Here is a 20,830-nt window from a genome sequence, read left to right on the forward strand (position 1 = left end):
CTTTAAAAACTCAGCCTGTATTAGAATTTATCGCAAATGAATACACAACGTGAACAATTGATACAAACATGGATTTCATCTGTACTTGGTTCAGATCAATTTGAAATTAACTTTTTAGCAGGCGATGCAAGTTTCCGTCGTTATGCACGAATCAAGTTGAATAATAAAACATTTATGCTGATGGATGCACCACCAGAAAAAGAAGATTGTGTGCCTTTTGTGACGATTGATGAATTTTTTGATACGAACGGTGTTCGTGTACCACATATTGTGGCGAAAGATTTGGAGCAAGGCTTCTTATTGCTTGAAGATTTTGGTGATGTGCTACTGTCTACACAGCTCGATGACAAGACTGTCGATGCACATTATGAGCAAAGTTTTAAGCAGTTGATTCAATTACAATCTATTGATGGTGAAGGTCATTTCCCAGCTTATTCTTATGAAAAGTTAATGACCGAAATGTCGCTATTGACAGATTGGTTATTGCCAAGTTTACAGATTCAACCTTCTGATGATGAGTCTGCGCTGATTAAACGTACATTTGCAATTTTAGCCAATGCTGCTTTGGCTCAGCCTCAAGTGATTGTACATCGTGATTTCCATAGTCGTAATCTCATGCTTTTGGTAGATGAGCAAGAGCAAGGCGTAATTGACTTTCAGGATGCTGTTATTGGTGCAGATACTTATGATCTGATCTCAATTACACGTGATGCGTATGTACAATGGAATCCTGAGCGCGTTTATCAATGGTTTAAAGTGTTTTATGACCTATTGCCAACTTCTGCCAAAGAAGGGCGTGACTTTGAACAGTTTAAGCAAGATGCTGATCTGATGGCGATACAACGTCATATTAAAATTTTAGGTATTTTTGTGCGTTTATTTGAACGTGACGGTAAATCAGGCTATCTCAAAGATTTGCCACGTGTGATGTGGTATTTACTTGAAGAAAGCAAACCATATGCAGAACTACAACCTTTCATGCAATTTATTTGCGATAAAGTGATGCCGAAATTTGAAGCAAAATATGGCAAATATGAGGTTGTTGCAGCATGAAAGCAATGATTTTGGCAGCGGGACTTGGCAACCGCATGCGTCCTTTAACACTCTATAAACCGAAACCTCTGCTTGAAGTTGGTGGTAAACCACTGATCGTTTGGCATATTGAAAAACTCAAGCAAATTGGGGTCACAGAAATTGTGATTAATTCTGCCTGGTTGGCCGATGTGTTGATTGGTGCGCTTGGGGATGGTTCACAGTTTGGTGTGACTATTCGCTGGACGCGTGAAGAAGAGGGGCTTGAAACAGCGGGTGGTATTATTAATGCTCTGCCACTGCTGGGGACAGAACCGTTTATTTTAGTGAATGGTGACGTTTGGACCACTTTTGATTTCGAAGCTTTACTTGATGTGCAGTTGGACACCGATTTTGCGCATCTTGTATTTGTACCCAACCCGGCACAACATCCCAAAGGCGACTTTATCTTAAATCAAGGGCGTGCTTATACCTTTGAACAAGAGCAGTCAGGCGAAGCACTGACTTATAGTGGTGTTGCAGTTATACATCCACAGATGTTTAAGGGATTGGAAGCAGGTAAGCGTCCGTTGGCTCCATTGCTAAAAGAAGCGATGTCTGCTGGAAAAATTTCTGCCGAGAAAATGCAAGCCGCATGGGTGGATGTTGGCACACCTGAGCGATTAAGTGATCTAGATCTACAGATTCGTCAAGGTAAGTACGTTTAAGTGCATAATCACTAAGCGTTAGCTACTGTTCCACGGCTGAGAAATCGGTATACTTCAGTTTAATTTTATTGAGATGTCTTCTTTATGCATCCATTTTTTCAAGACTTAAAGCAAGGTAGTCAAAAGCTTGGCTTAGATTTGAGTGAAGAAGCATTAAATTTATTGCTGAAGTATCAAGACGCACTTGTGCTGTGGAACAAAGCTTACAATTTAACAGCGATTCGCGATCCTAAAGAAATGCTGGTGAAGCATTTATTAGATAGTTTAAGTATTTTAAAAGATTTGCCGAAAGGTCGTTTGCTGGATATTGGTACAGGCGGTGGTATGCCGGGCATGATTATTGCTCTATGCCAACCTGAGCGCCAATGTGTTTTGCTCGATTCCAATGGCAAAAAAATTCGTTTTTTAAAGCAGTTTATTGCAGATCTAAAATTAACCAATGTAATTGCAGTTCAAACGCGTGTTGAAAATGAAGATAGCATCCATGATTTGGGTCAGTTTGATGTGATTACCAGTCGGGCATTTGCTTCTTTAACCGATTTTATCAATGCATCGAAGCCTTATATGCACCAAGACAGCATTATTGCGTCGATGAAAGGCTTGGTTCCGCATGACGAAGTTGAAGCGTTCAAAAACGAATTTAGTTGTGACATTATTGCGTTAAAAGTTCCACGTTTGGACGAACAACGACACTTACTTTTATTAAAACGTATCTAAAAAAATTCAAAGGATTGGGCGGGTCATGGCACAAATTATTGCGATTGCGAACCAAAAAGGTGGTGTAGGTAAAACCACAACCGCAGTAAATTTGGCTGCATCTTTAGCAGTACTTAAAAAGCGTGTTTTATTGGTCGATATGGACTCGCAAGGCAATGCGACCATGGGTTCAGGCATTCAAAAAAATGACCTACTGTATTCAGTGACCGATGTTTTACTGGGTGAAGTGCCTATAGAGACTGCGATTACCAAGGCGGAAGTGGGTTATAAGGTCTTGGGTGCAAACCGTGATTTGGCAGGCGTTGAACTTGCGATTGCTGAGCAAGAAGGGCGTGAGTTTATTCTGCGTGATGCGTTGCAAGAAATTGAACAAGCATATGACTACATCATTGTGGACTGTGCGCCAAGCTTAAGCTTGATCACGGTTAATGCGCTGGCAGCGGTGGATGGTGTGATGATTCCAATGCAGTGTGAATACTATGCTTTGGAAGGCTTGGCAGATTTAACACAGACCATTGATCGCATTCAACAAGCATTGAATCCTGAGTTAAAGATTATTGGTGTTCTACGCACCATGTATGATGCACGTAATGCACTGACACGTGATGTGTCTGAAGAATTAGAACAATACTTTGGCAAAAAACTCTATGACACGGTCATTCCACGTAATGTGCGTCTAGCTGAAGCACCTGCGCATGGTTTGCCTGTGATTTATTTTGAAAAAAGCTCGAAGGGCGCAGTTGCTTATTTACATTTAGCAGCTGAAATGATTAAGAAAAGCAAAGTGAAAAAAGGAAGTAACGCATGACCGTTAAGAAACGTGGACTAGCAAAAGGTCGTGGTTTAGATGCCTTACTCGGTTCCATTCAAAAAGAGAAATTACAACTTGAAGCACAAGCTCTTGATCACGGTCAGCTAAAACAAATTGATGTGCATTTATTGCAGCGTGGTGAATATCAGCCACGTCGTTTTATTAATGAGCAAGACTTACAAGAGTTAGCAGCATCGATTGAAAAACATGGTGTGATGCAGCCGATTGTGATTCGTCCAATTGATAATGAAAAGCATCCCTATGAAATTATTGCGGGTGAGCGTCGCTGGCGTGCGGCTCAACTTGCTGGCTTAACGCAAGTCCCAGCCATTGTTCGTGATTTAACAGACCAAGTTGCAATTGCACTGGCGTTGATTGAGAACATCCAACGTCAAGACCTTAATCCGATTGATCAAGCGATGGCATTACAACGTTTTCATGAAGAGTTTGGTTTAAGTCATCAAGAAATTGCGGATACGGTAGGTAAAGCGCGTACCACAGTAAGTAATTTGCTGCGTTTATTAAGTCTAGCTGAGCAAGTTAAAGACTTTATGCAGCAGGGGTTATTGGATATGGGACATGCTCGTGCCATTTTGACTTTGAAAGGGAAAGATCAACTGAAAGTCGCAGAATTGGTGATAGAGAAAAGTTTATCCGTTCGCCAAACTGAACAATATGTTCGTGATCTCAATGCGCCGAAACAAGAAAAATCGAAAACGGAAATTGCACCAGATCTTCAACAATTGACACAGCGCTTAACAGATCGTTTTAGTGCAAATGTCAAAATTGATCATAATAAACAAGGGAAAGGCAAGCTCACGATTCATTATCATTCACTAGATGAGTTGGATGGTATTTTGAATATTTGCTTAGCTGAATAATTTTATTTTCTATTCTAAATACTTGGGGAAGTGTTATGTGGGAATTGGTAAAAGCAGGTGGGTGGCTTATGCTGCCCCTTGTACTCTGTTCGATCTTTACTGTTGCGATTAGCTTAGAGCGTTTTATTCGCTTAAAGAAATCCGCTATTTTACCGAAAGATTTGCTATTAAACCCAGCGCAAAGCGTACAAATGGTTTTGCCTAAACTTAAACAAAATCAGGATTTACAGGCAACGACATTGGGTCGTATTTTGGAAGCTGGTTACCAAAGTAAGGCACAAGGTGAACAGTTTGCACGTGCGCAGATGGAAGCAACAGCTTCTCAAGAAATTGGTTATCTTGAAAAAAATATCAATTTTTTAGGAACATTGAGCGCTGTCGCGCCTCTTTTAGGATTGTTGGGGACTGTATTAGGTATTATCGAGTCATTTTTAATGATTGATATTGGGAATAGTAGTAATCCAACACTGATGATTCCAGGGATTTCTAAAGCACTGATTACAACTGCAGCAGGAATGTTCATTGCGATTCCTGCATTATTTGCTTATCGTTATTTTCAGCGTTTGGTTCAAGAGTACGTTGCTGAATTAGAGCAGCAATCGACTTTGTTTCATGCGGCTTTATTTTATAAGAAAACAGAAACTGTGCTTGAAAACCATGATGATGTTGTTGTGAAACAAGCGAGCTAAGGTGAAGTATGAAATTCAAACGCTCGCAAGTTGAAGATGTTCATATTAACCTTACACCAATGATTGATTGCTTATTATTTATTTTGGTGTTTTTATTGCTGACCACTACATTCAATCAATTTAGTCGTATGAATTTAACCTTGCCTGATGCGCAAGGGGTTCCGCCGAAAACATTTGATCATAAAATCGAAGTGGTGGTAGATTCCACAGGGCATTATTCAATTAATGGTCAGTCTATCGCATCGAAAGATGTTTCAGAATTAAATACCGCAATTAAACAGATTTCCAATGACCGTCGTGATCTAATGTTTGTGATTGCTGCGGATGCCAAAGCAACCCATCAGGATGTGATCCGTGTGATGGATGTGGCCGGTCAGTTGGGATTTGTAAATATCAATATTAGTACCAAAGTGCCTTCTCGAGGTTATTAGTGAAACACGATTTTAAAGTTTATCTACGTCTACTGAGCTATTTAAAACCTTATTGGGGCGTAGCGATTCTTGTGGTGGTTGGTTTTGCTATAAATGCGGCGACAGAAGTTTCTGTCGCTAAATTACTTGAAAAAATTATTGAAGCGATTCAACACCGTGATCAAGGTTTTACAACCTTGTTCCCAATTTTAGTTGTTGTTGTGATGTTTTTCCGTGGGTTAGGTTTGTTCATGGGGGGGTATTTTACGGCTGTCATTTCTAGAAACTTGGTCTTTAATATTCGCCAAGAAGTTTTTGCAAAATTATTGCGTCTTCCTGCACAGTATTATCTGGACAATAACAGTGGTCATATCACTGCGAAGATTATGTTTAATGTGGAGCAGCTTACCGCTGCATCTTCAGAATCATTAAAAACTATTGTTCAACAAGGTCTAATCACCATTGCACTGTTGGGGTACCTGATTTATAGCAATTGGCGTCTGACCTTGTGTATTTTGATTTTTGCACCGTTGATTGGTTTACTTATCCGTAAAGCGGCAAAGCGCATGCGTAAGCTTTCTATTCAAGTCCAAGATACCATGGGTGATGTCAATCACGTGGTACAAGAGACGGTCAATGGTCACTTGGTGGTAAAAGGTTTTGGTGGACAGACTTATGAACAACAACGCTTTAGAGATACCTCTTTAGAAAATTTACGTCGCGGCCTGAAAATGGTGGTTGTACAACAGCTAAACAGCCCAATTGTACAGTTGATCATGTCCATTGCTTTGAGCATCGTCATGTGGATCGCACTACGCCCAGAGATTTTACAAGACACTAGCGCAGGTCAATTTGTCGCTTACATTACTGCAGCAGGTATGTTGAGTAAGCCAATTAAAGCGTTGACTGACGTGAATGAAAAGATTCAACGGGGTATGGCTGCAGCACATTCAGTTTTTGAAATTTTAGATTTACCTGAAGAAAAAAATACTGGGGCTTTAACTCCTATACTGAAAGGTAATATTGACTTTAAACATGTGAACTTGGTTTATGTGGATGGTTATCAAGCGCTGCATGATTTTAATCTAAGTGTCAAAGAAGGTGAGACGATTGCTTTAGTCGGGCGTTCTGGTGCTGGTAAAACGTCTCTAGTAAATTTACTGGTGCGTTTTCAAGATACGACCTCGGGTCAAATACTCTTTGATGGTATTGATATTCATGATATTGAAATCAATAGCTTGCGTACTCAAGTGGCAATGGTTAATCAGCAAGTGGTTTTATTTAATCGCACTGTACGTGACAATATTGCGTATGGTCAGCTTGAAAATGCCTCGGATGAAGAGGTGATTGCAGCGGCAAAAGCAGCTTATGCACATGACTTCATTATGGCTTTACCACAAGGCTACAATACCAAGTTAGGTGCACAAGGTCTCAATTTATCAGGCGGTCAACGCCAACGTATAGCCATTGCTCGTGCGATTTTGAAAAATGCGCCTGTACTGATATTAGATGAAGCTACCAGCGCGCTTGATAATGAATCAGAGTACTTTATCCAGCGTGCTTTCGATGCTGCAATGCGAGATCGTACCACGATCGTAATTGCACATCGTCTATCCACCATTGAGAATGCAGACCGCATTGTGGTGATGGATAAAGGGCGTATAGTAGAGCAAGGTACACACGCTGAACTTATTGCTAAGCAGGGTGCTTACTATCAGCTACATCAGCGTAATTTTGAGGAAAACTAAGTCATGTCAGGTGCACAGTTTATTCAGGATGCTTGGAACTCGCAGGCAAAGTGGTTAATTGTGCTTCGTCCGCTGTCTTGGTTATATCGAGGCGGTTTTCTTTTAAACCGTAAGTTGTATCGGTGCAATATTAAAAAAGCGTATACGGCTCCTGTGCCTGTCATGGTGATTGGTAATATTACCGTGGGTGGGAGTGGTAAAACCCCTCTGCTCATTCACTTGGTGAGTTATCTGCAAAGTAAAAATATCCGAGTGGGTGTGATCAGTCGTGGTTATGGTGCCAAGGGCCCATTTCCGACTATGGTAGATCTCAACTCATTGCCTGAAAATGTAGGTGATGAGCCAACTCTCATCGTGCAATCTACTGATGTACCGATGGCAGTGGGTCCAAATCGCCAAGAAAGTATTGAACTGCTTTTATCTCACTATCCCATTGATCTGATCATTAGCGATGATGGGCTTCAGCATTGGGCGTTGAATCGTCAAATTGAATGGATTGTCCTAGATAATAATCGTGGACTAGGTAATGAAAAGTTATTGCCCGAAGGTTATTTACGAGAGCCAAAGTCTAGACTAGATCAAGGCATAGTGATCGAACATGCAGATCGTCCTACACGTGCTATGCACATGCACTTAGAAGTTGCAGAGCCTTACTTGTTGAATAGTACTGAGGCAAAAGCATTCAATCCACAAGATGATTTTTATGCGGTCGTGGGGATCGGGTTTCCGCAGCGTTTTTATCGTACTTTAGAGCGTATGGGAGTGCAGCAGTTCCAGTGTCATGAGTTTGCCGATCATTATGAATATGAGTTAGAGGATTTGGTTTTTGACGATGCCAATCCCATTATTACCACTGAAAAAGATGCTGTGAAAATTTTAGCGTTGCTCAAACAAAATCCTAGTTTTGCCCGTGATATTTGGGTTGTTCCTGTCGATGCAGTGTTATCGACGGCGTGTTATGACACCTTACATCAACAGCTCATCGCTGTAGGTATTGAAATTTCTTAAGGTCTTTTATGAAGCATATTGTTATTCCTGCACGTTTCGCAAGCACGCGTTTATCTGGAAAACCACTCCTTAAAATTCATGGCCGTGAAATGATTTTACGGGTCGTTGATCAGGCGAAGAAAGTGGAAGGATTTGATGATCTCTGCGTTGCAACGGATGATCAGCGAATTTATGACCTTTGCATGGCTGAAGGCGTGGATGTAGTGTTGACCTCAGCTGATCATCCTTCGGGAACAGACCGCCTTAGTGAAGTGGCGAAAATTAAGGGCTGGGCCAGTGAAGATATCATTGTCAATGTTCAAGGTGATGAGCCTTTATTGCCGGCGGCTTTGGTTAAGCAAGTCGCGCAACTTTTAGAGTCACAAGCAGATTGTTCAATGTCGACCTTGTGTGAACCAATTCAGCATTTAGATGAATTTAAACGTGACAGCATTGTTAAAGTGGTGATGTCGAAATACAAACAAGCACTTTACTTTAGTCGTGCCACTATTCCATATGACCGAGATGCTGCAAAACAAGTGGAACAAACGTTACATAAACAAGCCTTCCGTCATTTGGGCTTGTATGCTTACCGCGTGAAATTGCTCCAAGAGTATGTGACATGGGATATGGGTACACTTGAAAAGCTCGAAAGCTTAGAGCAACTGCGTGTTTTGGAGAATGGACATCGTATTGCCATTGATATCGCAGAAGCAAACTTACCACCAGGTGTGGATACACAAGAGGATTTAGATCGTTTAAATGCCATGGATGTGGCTCATTTTGCATAATAGAACTTAGGTCGTATACATGAAGCAAACGCTGCCTGAGCAGATTTATCCGTGGCATCAAAATGTTTGGGAAACTTTAACCACACGCTTTCCCAATATTGGTCATGGCTTATTGTTTTATGGCAAAAAAGGTTGTGGTAAAGAGACTTTTGCTGAGCAGTTTCTTGCTTGGGTCTTATGTGCTAAGCGGCAGCCAAATCATTTGGCCTGTGGGGAGTGTGGAAGTTGTCAGTGGTTAAAGGCGGATACACACCCCAATTATGTGCACATCACTACCGATGAAGACAATAAGAAACAAAATGCCAAGATCAAAATTGAGAAAATTCGTGATCTGCTGCCTTTTGTACAGCAAACGGTAGATGGTTGGCGCGTCATCATGATTGAACCAGCCGAAGCTTTAAATACAGCTTCAGCCAATGCTTTATTGAAAACGCTTGAAGAACCAGGTGATCGTGTTGTTATCATTTTATTGGCAGATCATTATTTAAAACTGCCTGCAACCATTCGCAGTCGTTTGCAACATTTTGCTTTGGATCGCATAAATGAACAGCAAGCAGAGCAATTTTTAAATCAGCATTTGTCCCATAGCGATTTGGCACAGCAACATTTGTTGATGAATTTGTCCAATCATATGCCGTTGCAGGCAATTACATTGTCCGAGAGTGAATGGATTCCTCAACGTGCTGAATTTTTAAAAGATTGGCAAAAGTTGGTGATGGATAAAAATATGCCGATGGTAATTGCTACCAAGTGGAATAAAGCGCTGACATTTAGTGATTTTAGTCAAATGTTTGAGTACTTGTTGTCAGATTTGATTTGTGTCAAGCTAAATCAGCAATTAAAAAACACTGACTTGGATTTCAGTGTGCTGGCAGAACGGTATTCACTTGAAACTTTGTTTTCAATTTATGCTGATTTGCAACAGTCAAAACAATATATTGAACAAAACGTACAAACTAATTTAGTGCTCGACCAATTGTGTATTCGGTTGATGGATGTTTAAAACAGGGGAATTTTATGCAACCACGTATGGGCGGAATCATTCAAGCCAATATTCCAGATAAAGCAACGTTATATGCAAGCTACATGCCTTTTGTAGTTGGTGGTGGTTTATTTATTCCATCCAAACAACCTGTAAAGATGGGAGAGGAGGTCTTTGTTTTGGCAACATTGCCAGAGCAAGCACAGAAAATTCCTCTAACAGGCAAAGTGATTTGGATTTCGCAAAAGCAAAATGGGATCAAACTCCAAGGATTTGGTATTCAACTTTCTGGGGAGAAAGGGGTTTATTACAAATCAGAAGCGGAAAAGTTGCTAGCAGGTCTTAAGTCTGAAGGGCGAACTAGTTACACTATGTAATTAAGTATATCAAGTAGGAAACGCCTGTGTTTGTAGATACGCACTGCCATTTAACCATGCTAGATTTAACGCCTTATGATGGGGATTTGGATTTAGCATTAGCGCAAGCACGTGCAGCGGGCGTTCACCGCTTTATGAGTATCTCAGTTGATCTTGATGATTATATTGAGCTAGCAAAAATTGCGGCAAGGCATGACGATGTGGGCTATAGCGTCGGGGTGCATCCTTGTGAAGATCCTGAAACCATGGCCCGCGCGACCACAGACTATTTAATTGAGTTGGCACAGCCTGAAAAAGTTTGGGCAATTGGTGAGACTGGGCTCGATTATTTTCATAGTACAGATTTCATCGCTGAGCAAAAAGACTGTTTTGCACGACATATTCATGCTTCACAAGCTGTAAAAAAACCAGTTGTTGTACATACCCGTTCTGCCAAACACGATACTGTCGATATTATTCGTGCCGAAAAATCGACCCATGGAATTTTGCATTGTTTTACAGAAGACTGGGAAACGGCCAAAGCTGTCTTAGACTGCGGTTACTATGTGTCATTTTCAGGGATTGTATCTTTTAAAAATGCGCAAGACCTGCGTGACGTGGCGAAGCAAGTTCCTTTAGATCGCTTATTAATTGAGACGGATAGTCCTTATTTAGCACCGATGCCATATAGAGGTAAGTCGAATGAGCCAAAGTACGTTCCTTATGTAGCCAAAGCCTTGGCAGATGTATATGATAAGTCCTTAGAAGAGATGGCTTTCATTACAACACAGAACTTTGAAAACCTTCTCAACATGAAGTAAATAAATTGAAACGATAAAAGCGTATAAGAGAGTACTAGGGTGAAAATGGATCGTCAGGCTCAGTTTCGAGCAAGAGAAGCGTTAATTTTCCAAGTGGCTGAACAGTTGCTTTTAGAAAATGGCGAAGCAGGAATGACCCTTGATGCATTGGCTGCGGAATTAGATCTAGCAAAAGGTACGCTTTATAAACATTTTCAAAGTAAAGATGAACTCTATATGTTGCTCATTATTCGTAATGAGCAAATGTTGCTTGAAATGATTAAAGATACAGATAAACAGTTCCCTGAACATCTAGCTTTTTTTATGTTACATCATTTGCATCATCCTGAACGCACGGTGTTGTTTCATCAAATAGAAGAGAGGCTATCCACCACGGGTGTTGGGATCTATCATTTATTTACTGAGCTTTATCAAATTCGAAAGCAACGTCTACGTTTAATTATTCGTATGACCGAGCGGTATTTGGAGTCGATAGAGAGTCAAATGACAGTACGTGATTATTTGGCATCTATTTGGTCTTTGACGCATGGTGCAGCTGCGATTTTAAACTCTAGTTTTTATCAACGATATTTGGGTTCGCGTGATACTTTGCGTGTGGCCTACATTGACCAAGCTCTGGCGATGCCTAAACAAACGGGCGCAGCAGGATATCTTGCTTAGCGGATAGGATGTATGAAACAGAAACCACCTTCAAGGATTCAAGGATTTACACTGGTTGAATTGATGGTGGTTATTCTTATTATGGCCATTATGGCATCATTGGTGATGTTGAATATCAATGGTGTCGACCAACGTAAAGCAGCGCAAGCCCGTGATTTTTTTATCATGGATGTACAGAAAATTGCACGTGAGGCAAATGACCAAGCACGTGTTTTGGCACTAGAGGTTCAGCCTGCGACCGATGTGGCTGATTTTTCTTATGCTGTTGTTGAATATAAAAATCCTCAATTTACCATACCCACAGAACAACAAAATAATGCAATGCTGAATCAACAAAAATGGAAAAAATATAATGAGTTCCCACAGCAAGTGTTAGCTAAAAATGTTTCTTTTGCTGTGCAATCCTTAGACTATGATGTTTCCCAAGCCCGAAACGAGGATTTAATCCAAGAGAATGCGCCTAAACTGATTTGGTTGGGGAATGGCGAAGCAAAACCTGTTCGTATTCAATTTTATTATGCCAATGAGCCCGTGGGTGCCGAAATTGAAATTGATCATTTGGGTAAAATAAATGCGAGCTAAAGATTTAAAGAATAGTCTGCCGTCTTGTGCTCGAATGAAATGCTATTTCATTAATCCTCGCTCAGGATTTACGTTGCTGGAAGTGATGGTGGCATTGGCTATTTTTGCCACGGCAGCGGTCGCTTTAACTAAAGTAGGTATGCAATATACTCAATCTACTGCACATGCCATCTTGCGTACCAAGGCACAATTTGTTGCCTTGAATGAAATTTCGATGATGGAAATCAATCGTGATTGGCTACAAGGCACGGCCTCTAAACAAATCACCCAACAAGGTGAAACTTGGCAAATTGATAAATCAGCGCAAGCAACGATTAGTGCTAATGTGCAACGCGTCAATGTACAGGTGAGCTTGGTGAATACTGAAACTGGAAAAGTAGATTCGGGTGTTACGAGTTTAGTTTTTTTTAACCATCGTGAGGGAAGCCAACCATGACAAAACGCTCAGGCTTTACTTTGGTTGAGTTATTGGTGGCAATCGCGATTTTTGCTGTGCTTTCAGCTTTGGGTTGGAAGGTTTTTGATTATCTGATCAAGATTAAAGAGCGTAATACCCAACATGAACAGCGCTTAGGTCAGCTACAAGAAGCATATCAACAAGTGTTACGTGACACGGTGCAAATTGTACCAATTACTGCCAATGTTGCGGGGCAGGTTCAACCCGCAGTCATGTTGCAAAATGGTCAGTTGACCTTTAGTAAAACTGGCGTGACTGATCCTTTGATGCAAGGCATACCGCCTGAAGAGCGAGTTGAATATATTTATAAAGCAGATGAAAAAAAACTGTACCGTTATAAATATAAAAATTTAAATCAAACAGGTAATGATCAACCTGAAACCAGTGTTCTACTTGATTCAGTTGATCAATTTCAAATTATGTTACTTAACCCCAATGAAATGGCACAATGGCCTGAGGTGGCATTGAGTGAAAATGATGTGACTCAGGCAAAAATACTACCGCGCGGGTTAAAAATAAACCTCACTGTCAATGAAGTGAGTTATGAATGGGTGTTTAGTTTATTAAATACAGACTTTTTAAAACAAAAAAATTAAGTTGCAGGATATGAAACTCACGGACTCTATGCAAAACCATTTTTCCTTAAATGTATTCGTTGTAAATAGGTGGATGTTTTGAAGCGCTCTCAGCATGGCATTGCATTGATCACCATTTTGGTGATGGTGGCTTTAGCAACCATCCTTGCGGCTACGATTGCGAAACATCAGCGCAATACCGCAGAGAGTACGGCTTATTTAATGCGACAAAACCAAGCTCTGTTATACGCAAAAAGTGCTGAAGCTTTTTTTTCTGAGCTGTTGGTGGATGATGCTCAAAATGCAGCAGAGGTCGATCATCTACAAGAAACGTGGGCGAAGCCCATGCCTGCTTTTCCAGTGGAAGATGGTTTTGTTTCTGGGCGTTTAGAAGATGAGTCAGGAAAATTTAATTTAAATGCTTTAGTTAAGTCGGATAAAAAGCCGAATGAGGCTGCAAAACTTTGGTTTGAAAAGCTATTGGTACGTGTTGGGTTGCCTGCGCAACTTTCAGAAGCAGTGATTGATTGGCAAGATGAAGATGATGAAGTCAGTGGCCCGATGGGTGCTGAATCTGCTTATTATCAAAGTTTAGCTCAGGGTTACTTGGCGCCAAATCGTGCTTTTTATAATGTTGAACAGTTGAAGTTGGTGCGTGGGTTTGAGGGGCGTAACTATCAACTGATTGCACCTTATGTGAGTGCTTTGCCGAGCAATGACTTAAAGGTGAATATCAACACTGCACCTGCATTGGTGTTAGCCAGCATTGATCCTAAGTTGGATGTATCTGCTATTCAAAATTTACAAAAGCAAAGACGGGCCAATTTGGAGCATTTTTCCAATATGAATGAACTGTGGGAAGTTGATCCATTTAAGCAAGTGGACGAGGCTCAGCGGGCTGCTGTTAATGATTTTCTCGGAGTTCAATCGAACTATTTTAAAGCCAGAATTGAAGTGTTGCTGAGTGAGCGTAAGCGTCAGTTTAGTAGTGATTTGGTGCGAAAAGATCAAGCGGTATATGTGGCTTATCGGAGCATGTCACCGTTTTAAAGGGTAAATATAAGACTGATATGATTTACCAATTGGATTGAACAATAAAATAAATGAGCATAGGTTAACTTTTGCTTTATAATTAAAGTCAATTCTCAGAAAGTTTGATTGCATTACGGCATATGTTAATTCGTAAGTTATTTAAGTTTGAAAATGCCCATATTGTACGCAACTGTACATCGGATCGTTGTAAACGCTCCATTCATGGTCATAGTTATAAAGTTGAATTACTCCTCAAAGCATCGAAATTAGATCATGGTCAAATGGTTTATGACTTTGGCTTGCTGAAAGGGGTGATTAAAGACCTTTATGACTCTTTTGATCATGCAATTTGTTTTTGGCAAAATGATGATCTTGAATATATTCAGGCATGTAAAACATTTAGTGCACGTTGGGTGTCGCTGCCTGTTTCGCCATCGGCTGAACAATTTTCACGTATTTTCTTTTATCTTGCACAGAAGGTACTCGCGTCGACCGTGACTCAAAACGGTGAAGGCGATGTAGAAGTGTACTCGGTGATTGTGCATGAGACTGATACGGGCTATGCGCAGAGTTTTATTGAAGATATTGAAAATACACAGATGGGGCTTTTAGATTTAAGCCAGATCGAGTTTTCAGAACAAATCCAAGCGGAATGGGCGGACACTGAAATGTATACCAAATTAAAAGAAGGTATCCAATTTCACAATCCGAATGTAGAATTACAAGTCAAACTGTGAAATTTGTCACAGAATATACAGTAAGGGAATAAGGCGCAAGTATGTCTTTAACAGAACAACAGCAAACCAAGCTTGATAAAATTCAGCTGGATGCCAGTTGGAAGCATGGATTAAGTGACTTTTTGCTTAGTACTAAGATGGATGCGTTAAAGCAGTTTCTTGTTACAGAAATAAAAGCGAATAAAGTGATTTATCCGCCAAATGCGCTGATTTTTAATGCATTTAATACGACGCCTTTGGCGAATGTAAAAGTGGTAATACTCGGACAAGACCCATATCATGGGCCGAATCAGGCACATGGGCTCAGTTTTTCTGTGCAAAAGGGGCTTGCTTTACCACCATCTTTACGTAATATTTTTCATGAGTTAAATAAAGATTTAGGAATTGATATTCCTAAACATGGGGATTTAACTCGTTGGGCGCAGCAAGGTGTTTTGCTGTTGAACAGTGTATTAACCGTTGAAGCTGGTCAACCCACATCACATCAAAAACAAGGTTGGGAAGATTTTACCGATCATGTGATTGATGTTTTAAATGAACAGCGCGAGCATATTGTTTTTATTCTTTGGGGAGCATATGCGCAGCGGAAAGGACAACGGATTGATCAAGAAAAGCATTTGGTGTTAAAGGCGGCACATCCGTCACCTTTGGCAGCAAACCGTGGTGGATTCTTCGGTTGTAAAGTTTTTTCAAAATCCAATAATTATCTTAAACAACATGGCATTGAGCCTATAGATTGGCAGCTGGACGCATGACATATTCTCCCGTTTCTAAAAACTACCATCCAGATTTGATTGTAGAAGAAGCAAAAAATGGTTGGCGCATTGTTCGTCTGAATAGACCAAAATCACTTCACGCTTTAGATGAAACGATTGTTTCAGCTTTATTTGAAGTGTTTCAAGATTTTCATAGCGATGACGCAGTAAAAGCCATTTGGTTGGATTCAACCACACCAAAAGCATTCTGTGCGGGTGGTGATGTACGTAAACTTCGTCAACTGGTGATTAACGATGAAGTTGAAACAGCCAATCAGTTCTTTGAGCAAGAATATGCTTTAGATTTATTACTACACAACTATGCTAAGCCTGTCTTGGTCTGGGGTGAAGGTTATGTCATGGGTGGTGGTTTAGGTCTGTTTATGGCCGCGCCATTTCGTTTGGTGACACCGCATTCACGTTTAGCGATGCCTGAAATTAATATTGGTTTGTACCCAGATGTGGGTGCAACGCGTTTCTTGGCGGATCGTGGAGCAATTGGTTTGTTCACGGGCTTAACGGGTTCAATCATGACGGCTGCGGGCGCATATGGTATTGGTTGGGCAACACACATCTGTGATGCGCAGCGTAATACGGTGCTTGAGAAAGTTATTAATATCGACTGGAGTCATTATCCAGCAGGTGATTTTAGAGCCATTGATGACACATTAAACAGTATGCATCGTCCGGTAGGTCCAGGCCCATTACAGAACTCTTTGGATGTCATTCATAGTGTATGTCGTGGTGTGAACTTCGAGCATGATTATGATGCTATTGTTGGTTTAAGTGATGCGCGTAGCGATTGGCTTCGTCAAGCCAGTGAGAACTTACAAAAAGGCTCACCAACAACGGCTGCATTAACATGGTTGCTATGGCAGTGGGGCAAGCAGGTTCATTCTTGGAATGAAGTGTTTGAGCTTGAAACGCAAATTTCGGACTGGAAAATTCGTCATGCAGACTTTGTTGAGGGTGTGCGTGCGCGTTTAGTGGATAAAGACTTGTCACCAGCATGGAAACAAGGGGCTAGTAATAGCTTAAAGGGTATTTTCGCTGGTAATCCACCCACAACGAGCATTGAAAGCTGGAATGAACTCCTTAAACATTACGATGTAATCTAATCTTTATGACTGATGTTTTAAAAATAGATAGTGAATGGATGCAGCTTGCTTTAGAGCAGGCTGCTATTGCAGCGTCAAAAGGTGAAGTCCCGGTCGGGGCAGTCATTGTGAGTCAAAATAAAATTATTGGTTCGGGCTTTAATGCGCCTATTACGCTAAATGACCCTACCGCGCATGCTGAGGTTCAAGCACTTCGCGATGCTTGCCAAAATACACAAAATTATCGTTTACCTGATGATGCGGTCATGTATGTGACGCTTGAGCCTTGTACCATGTGTGTAGGTGCTTTGGTGCATGCACGCGTTTCAAAAGTCGTATTTGGTGCGACAGAGCCGAAAGCGGGCTCTCTTATAAGTGCACGTAAATTATTTGAAACGGGCTATTATAATCATCAGTTCTTGGTTGAGTCGGGTTGTTTACATGAGCAATGCTCACAGCAGCTCAGTCACTTTTTTAAAATGCGCCGCGAACAAAAGCGACTATCCCGTCTACAAGAAAAGGGATGAATGAATTCGTAAAATAATAATTTCATGTAAAATGAAATGACAATAATTATTGTCAAATAAGGCGTTGGAACCACCATGAATAATATTCAGATTAAAAAAGAATTTAATGCACCCGTAGAGCAGGTATTTGATTTACTTTCTAAACACTCAACCTATAACGTCGCTTTTGCACCAGTTCAAGTGGTGCGAGTGAAAGATTCAGCAGATCCAGAACGTCCGGATGGACTTGGTTCTGTACGTCGTATGGGTTTTGGTCCAATTAAACCGTTGCAAGAGCAAATTACATTAATGAATGTGAATGAGCGTATTGAATACAAGATTATTAAAAATCCACTCATCAAACATCATTTGGGTATTATTGAGTTTGAGCCGATTGACTCGAATAAAACTTTAGTGACCTATACGATTGAATTACAGGCACGTGCACCTTTTGTAAGTAAATTAATCCTTGCACAGCTTAAATCTGCGATTAAACTAGGTTTTTCAAAACTCGCTAAATCTGTATAACAAACTTTGGGTAAGCAATGACAGTTCAAATAATCACAATTGATGGTCCAAGTGGTTCGGGTAAGGGCACACTGGCTGCAAAAATAGCAGCCCATTATCAATTTCATTTACTTGATTCGGGAGCGTTATATCGCTTGTTGGGCCTGTCATTGCATCAACAAGATTTGTTGGATGCTTTGTCAAGCGAACTGAGTCAGTGTGTCGAAATTGCTAAACATTTAGACATACAATTTTTAAGTTCCGCACAAGGCACACAAGTCTTGCTTAATGGTGAGGATGTTAGTCAAACCATTCGAACTGAGCGGGTTGGTGAGTTTGCATCAAAAGTTGCAACAATTCCTGAGCTTAGAACTGCGCTAGTCGATCGCCAGCATGCTTTTGCACAAGCGCCAGGCTTGGTTGCAGATGGCCGAGACATGGCCACATCCATTTTTCCAGAGGCTCAAGCCAAGATTTATTTAACCGCTTCAGCCCAATCTCGTGCTGAACGCAGAGTAAAGCAGTTGCAGGGTATGGGGCTGGATGCTAAAATAAACGATATTTTAGCTAATATTGAGGCGCGTGATAAACGTGACATGGAGCGCGAAGTTGCTCCACTCAGACCAGCAGCTGATGCCTACATCATTGATAGTTCTGAATTGAACATTGATGAGGTATTTCAGCTTATGACGGCTTATATCGATAAGCAATTAGCAAACTAACGAATTTTTATATTCAGCAGAAGCATAGCTTGATCAGTTCAAAATGGACTATGTAGACGCTTAACTAAACCGGCCTTGTCTGATCCAAGACCGCTGACTTTATCAGGTATATCATGACCGAATCTTTTGCAGCCCTCTTTGAAGAAAGCGAATTAAACCTCAACGTTGAAAAGGGTGCTGTCATCCAAGGCGTTGTAGTAAACATCGATTCTGATTGGGTAACAGTTGACACTGGCCTTAAATCAGAAGGTATTGTTGACCGCGCTGAATTCTTAAATGAACAACGCGAACTTGAAGTTCAAGTTGGCGACACTGTTGATGTTGTTGTTGAAGCGCTTGACAACGGCATGGGTCAAACAGTTTTATCACGTGAAAAAGCGAAACGTGCTGAAACTTGGACTAAACTTGAAAAAATCTTTGAAGACGGCGAAATCGTTACTGGTGTTATCTCTGGTAAAGTTAAAGGCGGTTTCACTGTTGACATCGGTCCAGTTCGTGCGTTCCTTCCAGGTTCTTTAGTTGATACTCGTCCTATTCGTGATACTACTCACTTAGAAGGCAAAGAGTTAGAATTTAAAGTAATCAAACTTGATGCTAAACGTAACAACGTTGTTGTATCTCGTCGTGCTGTTATGGAAGCTGAATCTTCAGCTGACCGTGAAGCTCTTCTTGCTCAGCTTGAAGAAGGTCAAACAGTTACTGGTACTATCAAAAATCTTACTGACTACGGCGCATTCGTTGACCTTGGCGGTATTGATGGTCTTCTTCACATCACTGACATGGCTTGGAAGCGTATCAAGCACCCATCAGAAGTTGTTGAAGTTGGTCAAGAAGTTACTGTTAAAGTACTTAAGTTTGACAAAGAACGTAACCGCGTATCTTTAGGTCTTAAGCAATTAGGCGAAGATCCATGGTTAGCGATCATGAACCGTTACCCTAAAGGTTCAATCGTTAAAGCTCGCGTAACTAACTTAACTGACTACGGCTGTTTCGCAGAAATCGCTGAAGGTGTTGAAGGTTTAGTACACGTTTCTGAAATGGACCACACTAACAAAAACATCCACCCATCTAAAGTTGTTCAGATTGGTGATGAAGTTGATGTTATGGTTCTTGAAGTTGACGAAGAGCGTCGTCGTATTTCTCTTGGTATCAAACAAACTCGTGCTAACCCATGGGAAGAGTTTGCTAAGAACCACGACAAAGGTGAAAAAGTTTCAGGTACGATCAAGTCAATCACTGACTTCGGTATCTTCATCGGTTTACCAGGCGGTATCGATGGTCTAGTTCACTTGTCTGACATTTCTTGGAACGAACAAGGCGAAGAAGCTATCCGTCGTTACAAGAAAGGTGACACAGTTGAAGCGGTTATCTTGTCTGTAGACGCTGAAGGCAACCGTATCAGCCTTGGCATCAAGCAAATGAACAGTGATCCGTTCAACGATTTCTTAGCTGCTAACGAACGCGGTGCACTTGTAAAAGGTACTGTAACTGCTGTTGACGCTCGTGGCGCAACACTTAAGTTAGCTGACGAAGTTGAAGCGACTCTTAAAGCATCTGAAATCAACCGCGACCGCGTTGAAGATGCAACTAAGTTCCTTGAAGTTGGTCAAGAAGTTGAAGCGAAAATCATCAACGTAGATCGTAAATCTCGCTCTATCAACTTGTCTATCAAAGCGAAAGACGAAGCTGAAGAGAAAGAAGCAGTTGCTAACTTGAAGACAGCAACTACTGGTCAAGACAATGGTCCTAAGACTATTGGTGATTTGATCAAAGCTCAAATGGGCAACTAAGTAGATGTTTGAATTGTATTGTTAATGTAAGTTAACTAATACTTTTTACACAAATACAATAAACGGTAGCGTAGTATTCACTTATTACGCTACCGTTTTGTATTTAAACAGGTTATTATCAATCTATCTACAAGGTAGCTTGATAATTAAAGAGGTCGCAGATGACTACTGAAGCACTTAATAAGTCTGACTTAATAGAGCGTATTTCTCTTAAAAACCCGCACTTAGCAGAGCCATTAGTGGAAGAAGCTGTTAAGATTATGATTGATCAAATGATTGCATCTTTGTCTTCAGATAATCGTATTGAAATTCGTGGTTTTGGTAGTTTTGCACTCCATCATCGTGAGCCTCGTGTTGGGCGTAATCCTAAAACGGGTAAGTCGGTAGAAGTGGCTGCTAAAGCTGTTCCACATTTCAAACCAGGTAAAGCATTACGCGATGCAGTAAACGAGACTGCAGGCGAATAAAATTTATTGGG

26 protein-coding genes are annotated in these 20,830 nt (G+C 40.9%); all 26 read left to right on the forward strand.

Annotated features, from left to right (window positions below; all coding sequences use genetic code 11):
• Positions 1–36: 36 nt before the first annotated feature.
• The 26 genes from PTT44_RS05570 (at position 37) to PTT44_RS05695 (ending at position 20,819) form a co-directional block, all read left to right on the forward strand.
• Positions 37–1,053: an aminoglycoside phosphotransferase family protein gene (locus tag PTT44_RS05570; RefSeq protein ID WP_168159258.1), complete on the forward strand. Its 1,017-nt coding sequence runs from the start codon at positions 37–39 to the stop codon at positions 1,051–1,053.
• On the forward strand, positions 1,050–1,739 hold the full coding sequence (gene murU, locus PTT44_RS05575; RefSeq protein WP_168159257.1) for an N-acetylmuramate alpha-1-phosphate uridylyltransferase MurU: 690 nt from the start codon (positions 1,050–1,052) through the stop codon (positions 1,737–1,739). Before PTT44_RS05570 ends, murU begins: the two co-directional genes overlap by 4 nt.
• Before the next feature lie 84 nt (positions 1,740–1,823).
• Complete coding sequence (gene rsmG, locus PTT44_RS05580; protein WP_004984861.1) at positions 1,824–2,456, forward strand: 16S rRNA (guanine(527)-N(7))-methyltransferase RsmG; 633 nt, start codon at positions 1,824–1,826, stop codon at positions 2,454–2,456.
• A gap of 25 nt (positions 2,457–2,481) precedes the next feature.
• Complete coding sequence (locus PTT44_RS05585; protein WP_004696827.1) at positions 2,482–3,264, forward strand: ParA family protein; 783 nt, start codon at positions 2,482–2,484, stop codon at positions 3,262–3,264.
• Positions 3,261–4,148: a ParB/RepB/Spo0J family partition protein gene (locus tag PTT44_RS05590; protein ID WP_004696828.1), complete on the forward strand. Its 888-nt coding sequence runs from the start codon at positions 3,261–3,263 to the stop codon at positions 4,146–4,148. The genes PTT44_RS05585 and PTT44_RS05590 overlap by 4 nt, the downstream gene beginning before the upstream one ends.
• A 35-nt stretch (positions 4,149–4,183) precedes the next feature.
• Positions 4,184–4,837, forward strand: a complete 654-nt coding sequence (locus PTT44_RS05595) for a MotA/TolQ/ExbB proton channel family protein (protein ID WP_005401149.1) — start codon at positions 4,184–4,186, stop codon at positions 4,835–4,837.
• A gap of 8 nt (positions 4,838–4,845) precedes the next feature.
• Complete coding sequence (locus PTT44_RS05600; protein WP_004696832.1) at positions 4,846–5,268, forward strand: ExbD/TolR family protein; 423 nt, start codon at positions 4,846–4,848, stop codon at positions 5,266–5,268.
• Positions 5,268–6,995, forward strand: coding sequence for a lipid A export permease/ATP-binding protein MsbA (msbA, locus tag PTT44_RS05605; RefSeq protein ID WP_168159256.1), 1,728 nt, complete (start codon positions 5,268–5,270; stop codon positions 6,993–6,995). Before PTT44_RS05600 ends, msbA begins: the two co-directional genes overlap by 1 nt.
• Positions 6,996–6,998: 3 nt before the next feature.
• Positions 6,999–8,003, forward strand: coding sequence for a tetraacyldisaccharide 4'-kinase (gene lpxK, locus PTT44_RS05610; protein ID WP_168159255.1), 1,005 nt, complete (start codon positions 6,999–7,001; stop codon positions 8,001–8,003).
• 8 nt (positions 8,004–8,011) lie between these two features.
• The gene (gene kdsB / locus PTT44_RS05615; RefSeq protein ID WP_168159254.1) at positions 8,012–8,773 is read left to right on the forward strand and encodes a 3-deoxy-manno-octulosonate cytidylyltransferase; all 762 of its coding nucleotides are present in this window, start codon (positions 8,012–8,014) and stop codon (positions 8,771–8,773) included.
• 19 nt (positions 8,774–8,792) lie between these two features.
• Positions 8,793–9,776, forward strand: a complete 984-nt coding sequence (locus tag PTT44_RS05620; RefSeq protein ID WP_168159253.1) for a DNA polymerase III subunit delta' — start codon at positions 8,793–8,795, stop codon at positions 9,774–9,776.
• Positions 9,777–9,790: 14 nt separating this feature from the next.
• Positions 9,791–10,132 (forward strand): PilZ domain-containing protein, encoded by a 342-nt coding sequence (locus tag PTT44_RS05625; protein ID WP_058869739.1) that lies wholly within the window; start codon positions 9,791–9,793, stop codon positions 10,130–10,132.
• Positions 10,133–10,158: 26 nt separating this feature from the next.
• Positions 10,159–10,932, forward strand: a complete 774-nt coding sequence (locus tag PTT44_RS05630; RefSeq protein WP_168159252.1) for a TatD family hydrolase — start codon at positions 10,159–10,161, stop codon at positions 10,930–10,932.
• A 45-nt stretch (positions 10,933–10,977) separates the two neighbouring features.
• Positions 10,978–11,592 carry a TetR/AcrR family transcriptional regulator gene (locus PTT44_RS05635; protein WP_004696845.1) on the forward strand — a complete coding sequence of 205 codons (615 nt, stop codon included), beginning with the start codon at positions 10,978–10,980 and terminating at the stop codon, positions 11,590–11,592.
• 12 nt (positions 11,593–11,604) lie between these two features.
• A complete protein-coding gene (locus PTT44_RS05640) occupies positions 11,605–12,174 on the forward strand; it encodes a type II secretion system protein (RefSeq protein WP_168159251.1) in 570 nt (189 codons plus the stop codon).
• A 34-nt stretch (positions 12,175–12,208) separates the two neighbouring features.
• Positions 12,209–12,610: a type II secretion system minor pseudopilin GspI gene (gspI, locus tag PTT44_RS05645; RefSeq protein ID WP_168159250.1), complete on the forward strand. Its 402-nt coding sequence runs from the start codon at positions 12,209–12,211 to the stop codon at positions 12,608–12,610.
• Positions 12,607–13,227: a type II secretion system minor pseudopilin GspJ gene (gene gspJ, locus PTT44_RS05650; protein ID WP_004984837.1), complete on the forward strand. Its 621-nt coding sequence runs from the start codon at positions 12,607–12,609 to the stop codon at positions 13,225–13,227. The genes gspI and gspJ overlap by 4 nt, the downstream gene beginning before the upstream one ends.
• A gap of 78 nt (positions 13,228–13,305) precedes the next feature.
• The gene (gene gspK / locus PTT44_RS05655; protein ID WP_168159249.1) at positions 13,306–14,256 is read left to right on the forward strand and encodes a type II secretion system minor pseudopilin GspK; all 951 of its coding nucleotides are present in this window, start codon (positions 13,306–13,308) and stop codon (positions 14,254–14,256) included.
• 122 nt (positions 14,257–14,378) lie between these two features.
• Complete coding sequence (locus PTT44_RS05660) at positions 14,379–14,975, forward strand: 6-pyruvoyl trahydropterin synthase family protein (protein WP_168159248.1); 597 nt, start codon at positions 14,379–14,381, stop codon at positions 14,973–14,975.
• A 41-nt stretch (positions 14,976–15,016) separates the two neighbouring features.
• Complete coding sequence (gene ung / locus PTT44_RS05665; RefSeq protein ID WP_004696856.1) at positions 15,017–15,730, forward strand: uracil-DNA glycosylase; 714 nt, start codon at positions 15,017–15,019, stop codon at positions 15,728–15,730.
• Positions 15,727–16,848, forward strand: a complete 1,122-nt coding sequence (locus PTT44_RS05670) for an enoyl-CoA hydratase/isomerase family protein (protein ID WP_058951874.1) — start codon at positions 15,727–15,729, stop codon at positions 16,846–16,848. The genes ung and PTT44_RS05670 overlap by 4 nt, the downstream gene beginning before the upstream one ends.
• 5 nt (positions 16,849–16,853) lie before the next feature.
• Positions 16,854–17,354, forward strand: coding sequence for a tRNA adenosine(34) deaminase TadA (gene tadA, locus PTT44_RS05675; RefSeq protein ID WP_005401161.1), 501 nt, complete (start codon positions 16,854–16,856; stop codon positions 17,352–17,354).
• Between the two features lie 75 nt (positions 17,355–17,429).
• The gene (locus PTT44_RS05680) at positions 17,430–17,861 is read left to right on the forward strand and encodes an SRPBCC family protein (RefSeq protein ID WP_004696860.1); all 432 of its coding nucleotides are present in this window, start codon (positions 17,430–17,432) and stop codon (positions 17,859–17,861) included.
• A 17-nt stretch (positions 17,862–17,878) separates the two neighbouring features.
• Entirely contained in the window at positions 17,879–18,562 is a 684-nt protein-coding gene (gene cmk / locus PTT44_RS05685; protein WP_168159247.1) for a (d)CMP kinase, read from the forward strand.
• A gap of 113 nt (positions 18,563–18,675) precedes the next feature.
• Complete coding sequence (gene rpsA / locus PTT44_RS05690) at positions 18,676–20,352, forward strand: 30S ribosomal protein S1 (RefSeq protein ID WP_004696863.1); 1,677 nt, start codon at positions 18,676–18,678, stop codon at positions 20,350–20,352.
• Between the two features lie 161 nt (positions 20,353–20,513).
• Entirely contained in the window at positions 20,514–20,819 is a 306-nt protein-coding gene (locus PTT44_RS05695) for an integration host factor subunit beta (protein ID WP_004696865.1), read from the forward strand.
• Positions 20,820–20,830: the final 11 nt, after the last annotated feature.

The sequence above is a fragment of the Acinetobacter sp. Gutcm_16 genome (assembly GCF_028649355.1).
In the GTDB taxonomy this organism is placed as follows: domain Bacteria; phylum Pseudomonadota; class Gammaproteobacteria; order Pseudomonadales; family Moraxellaceae; genus Acinetobacter; species Acinetobacter johnsonii.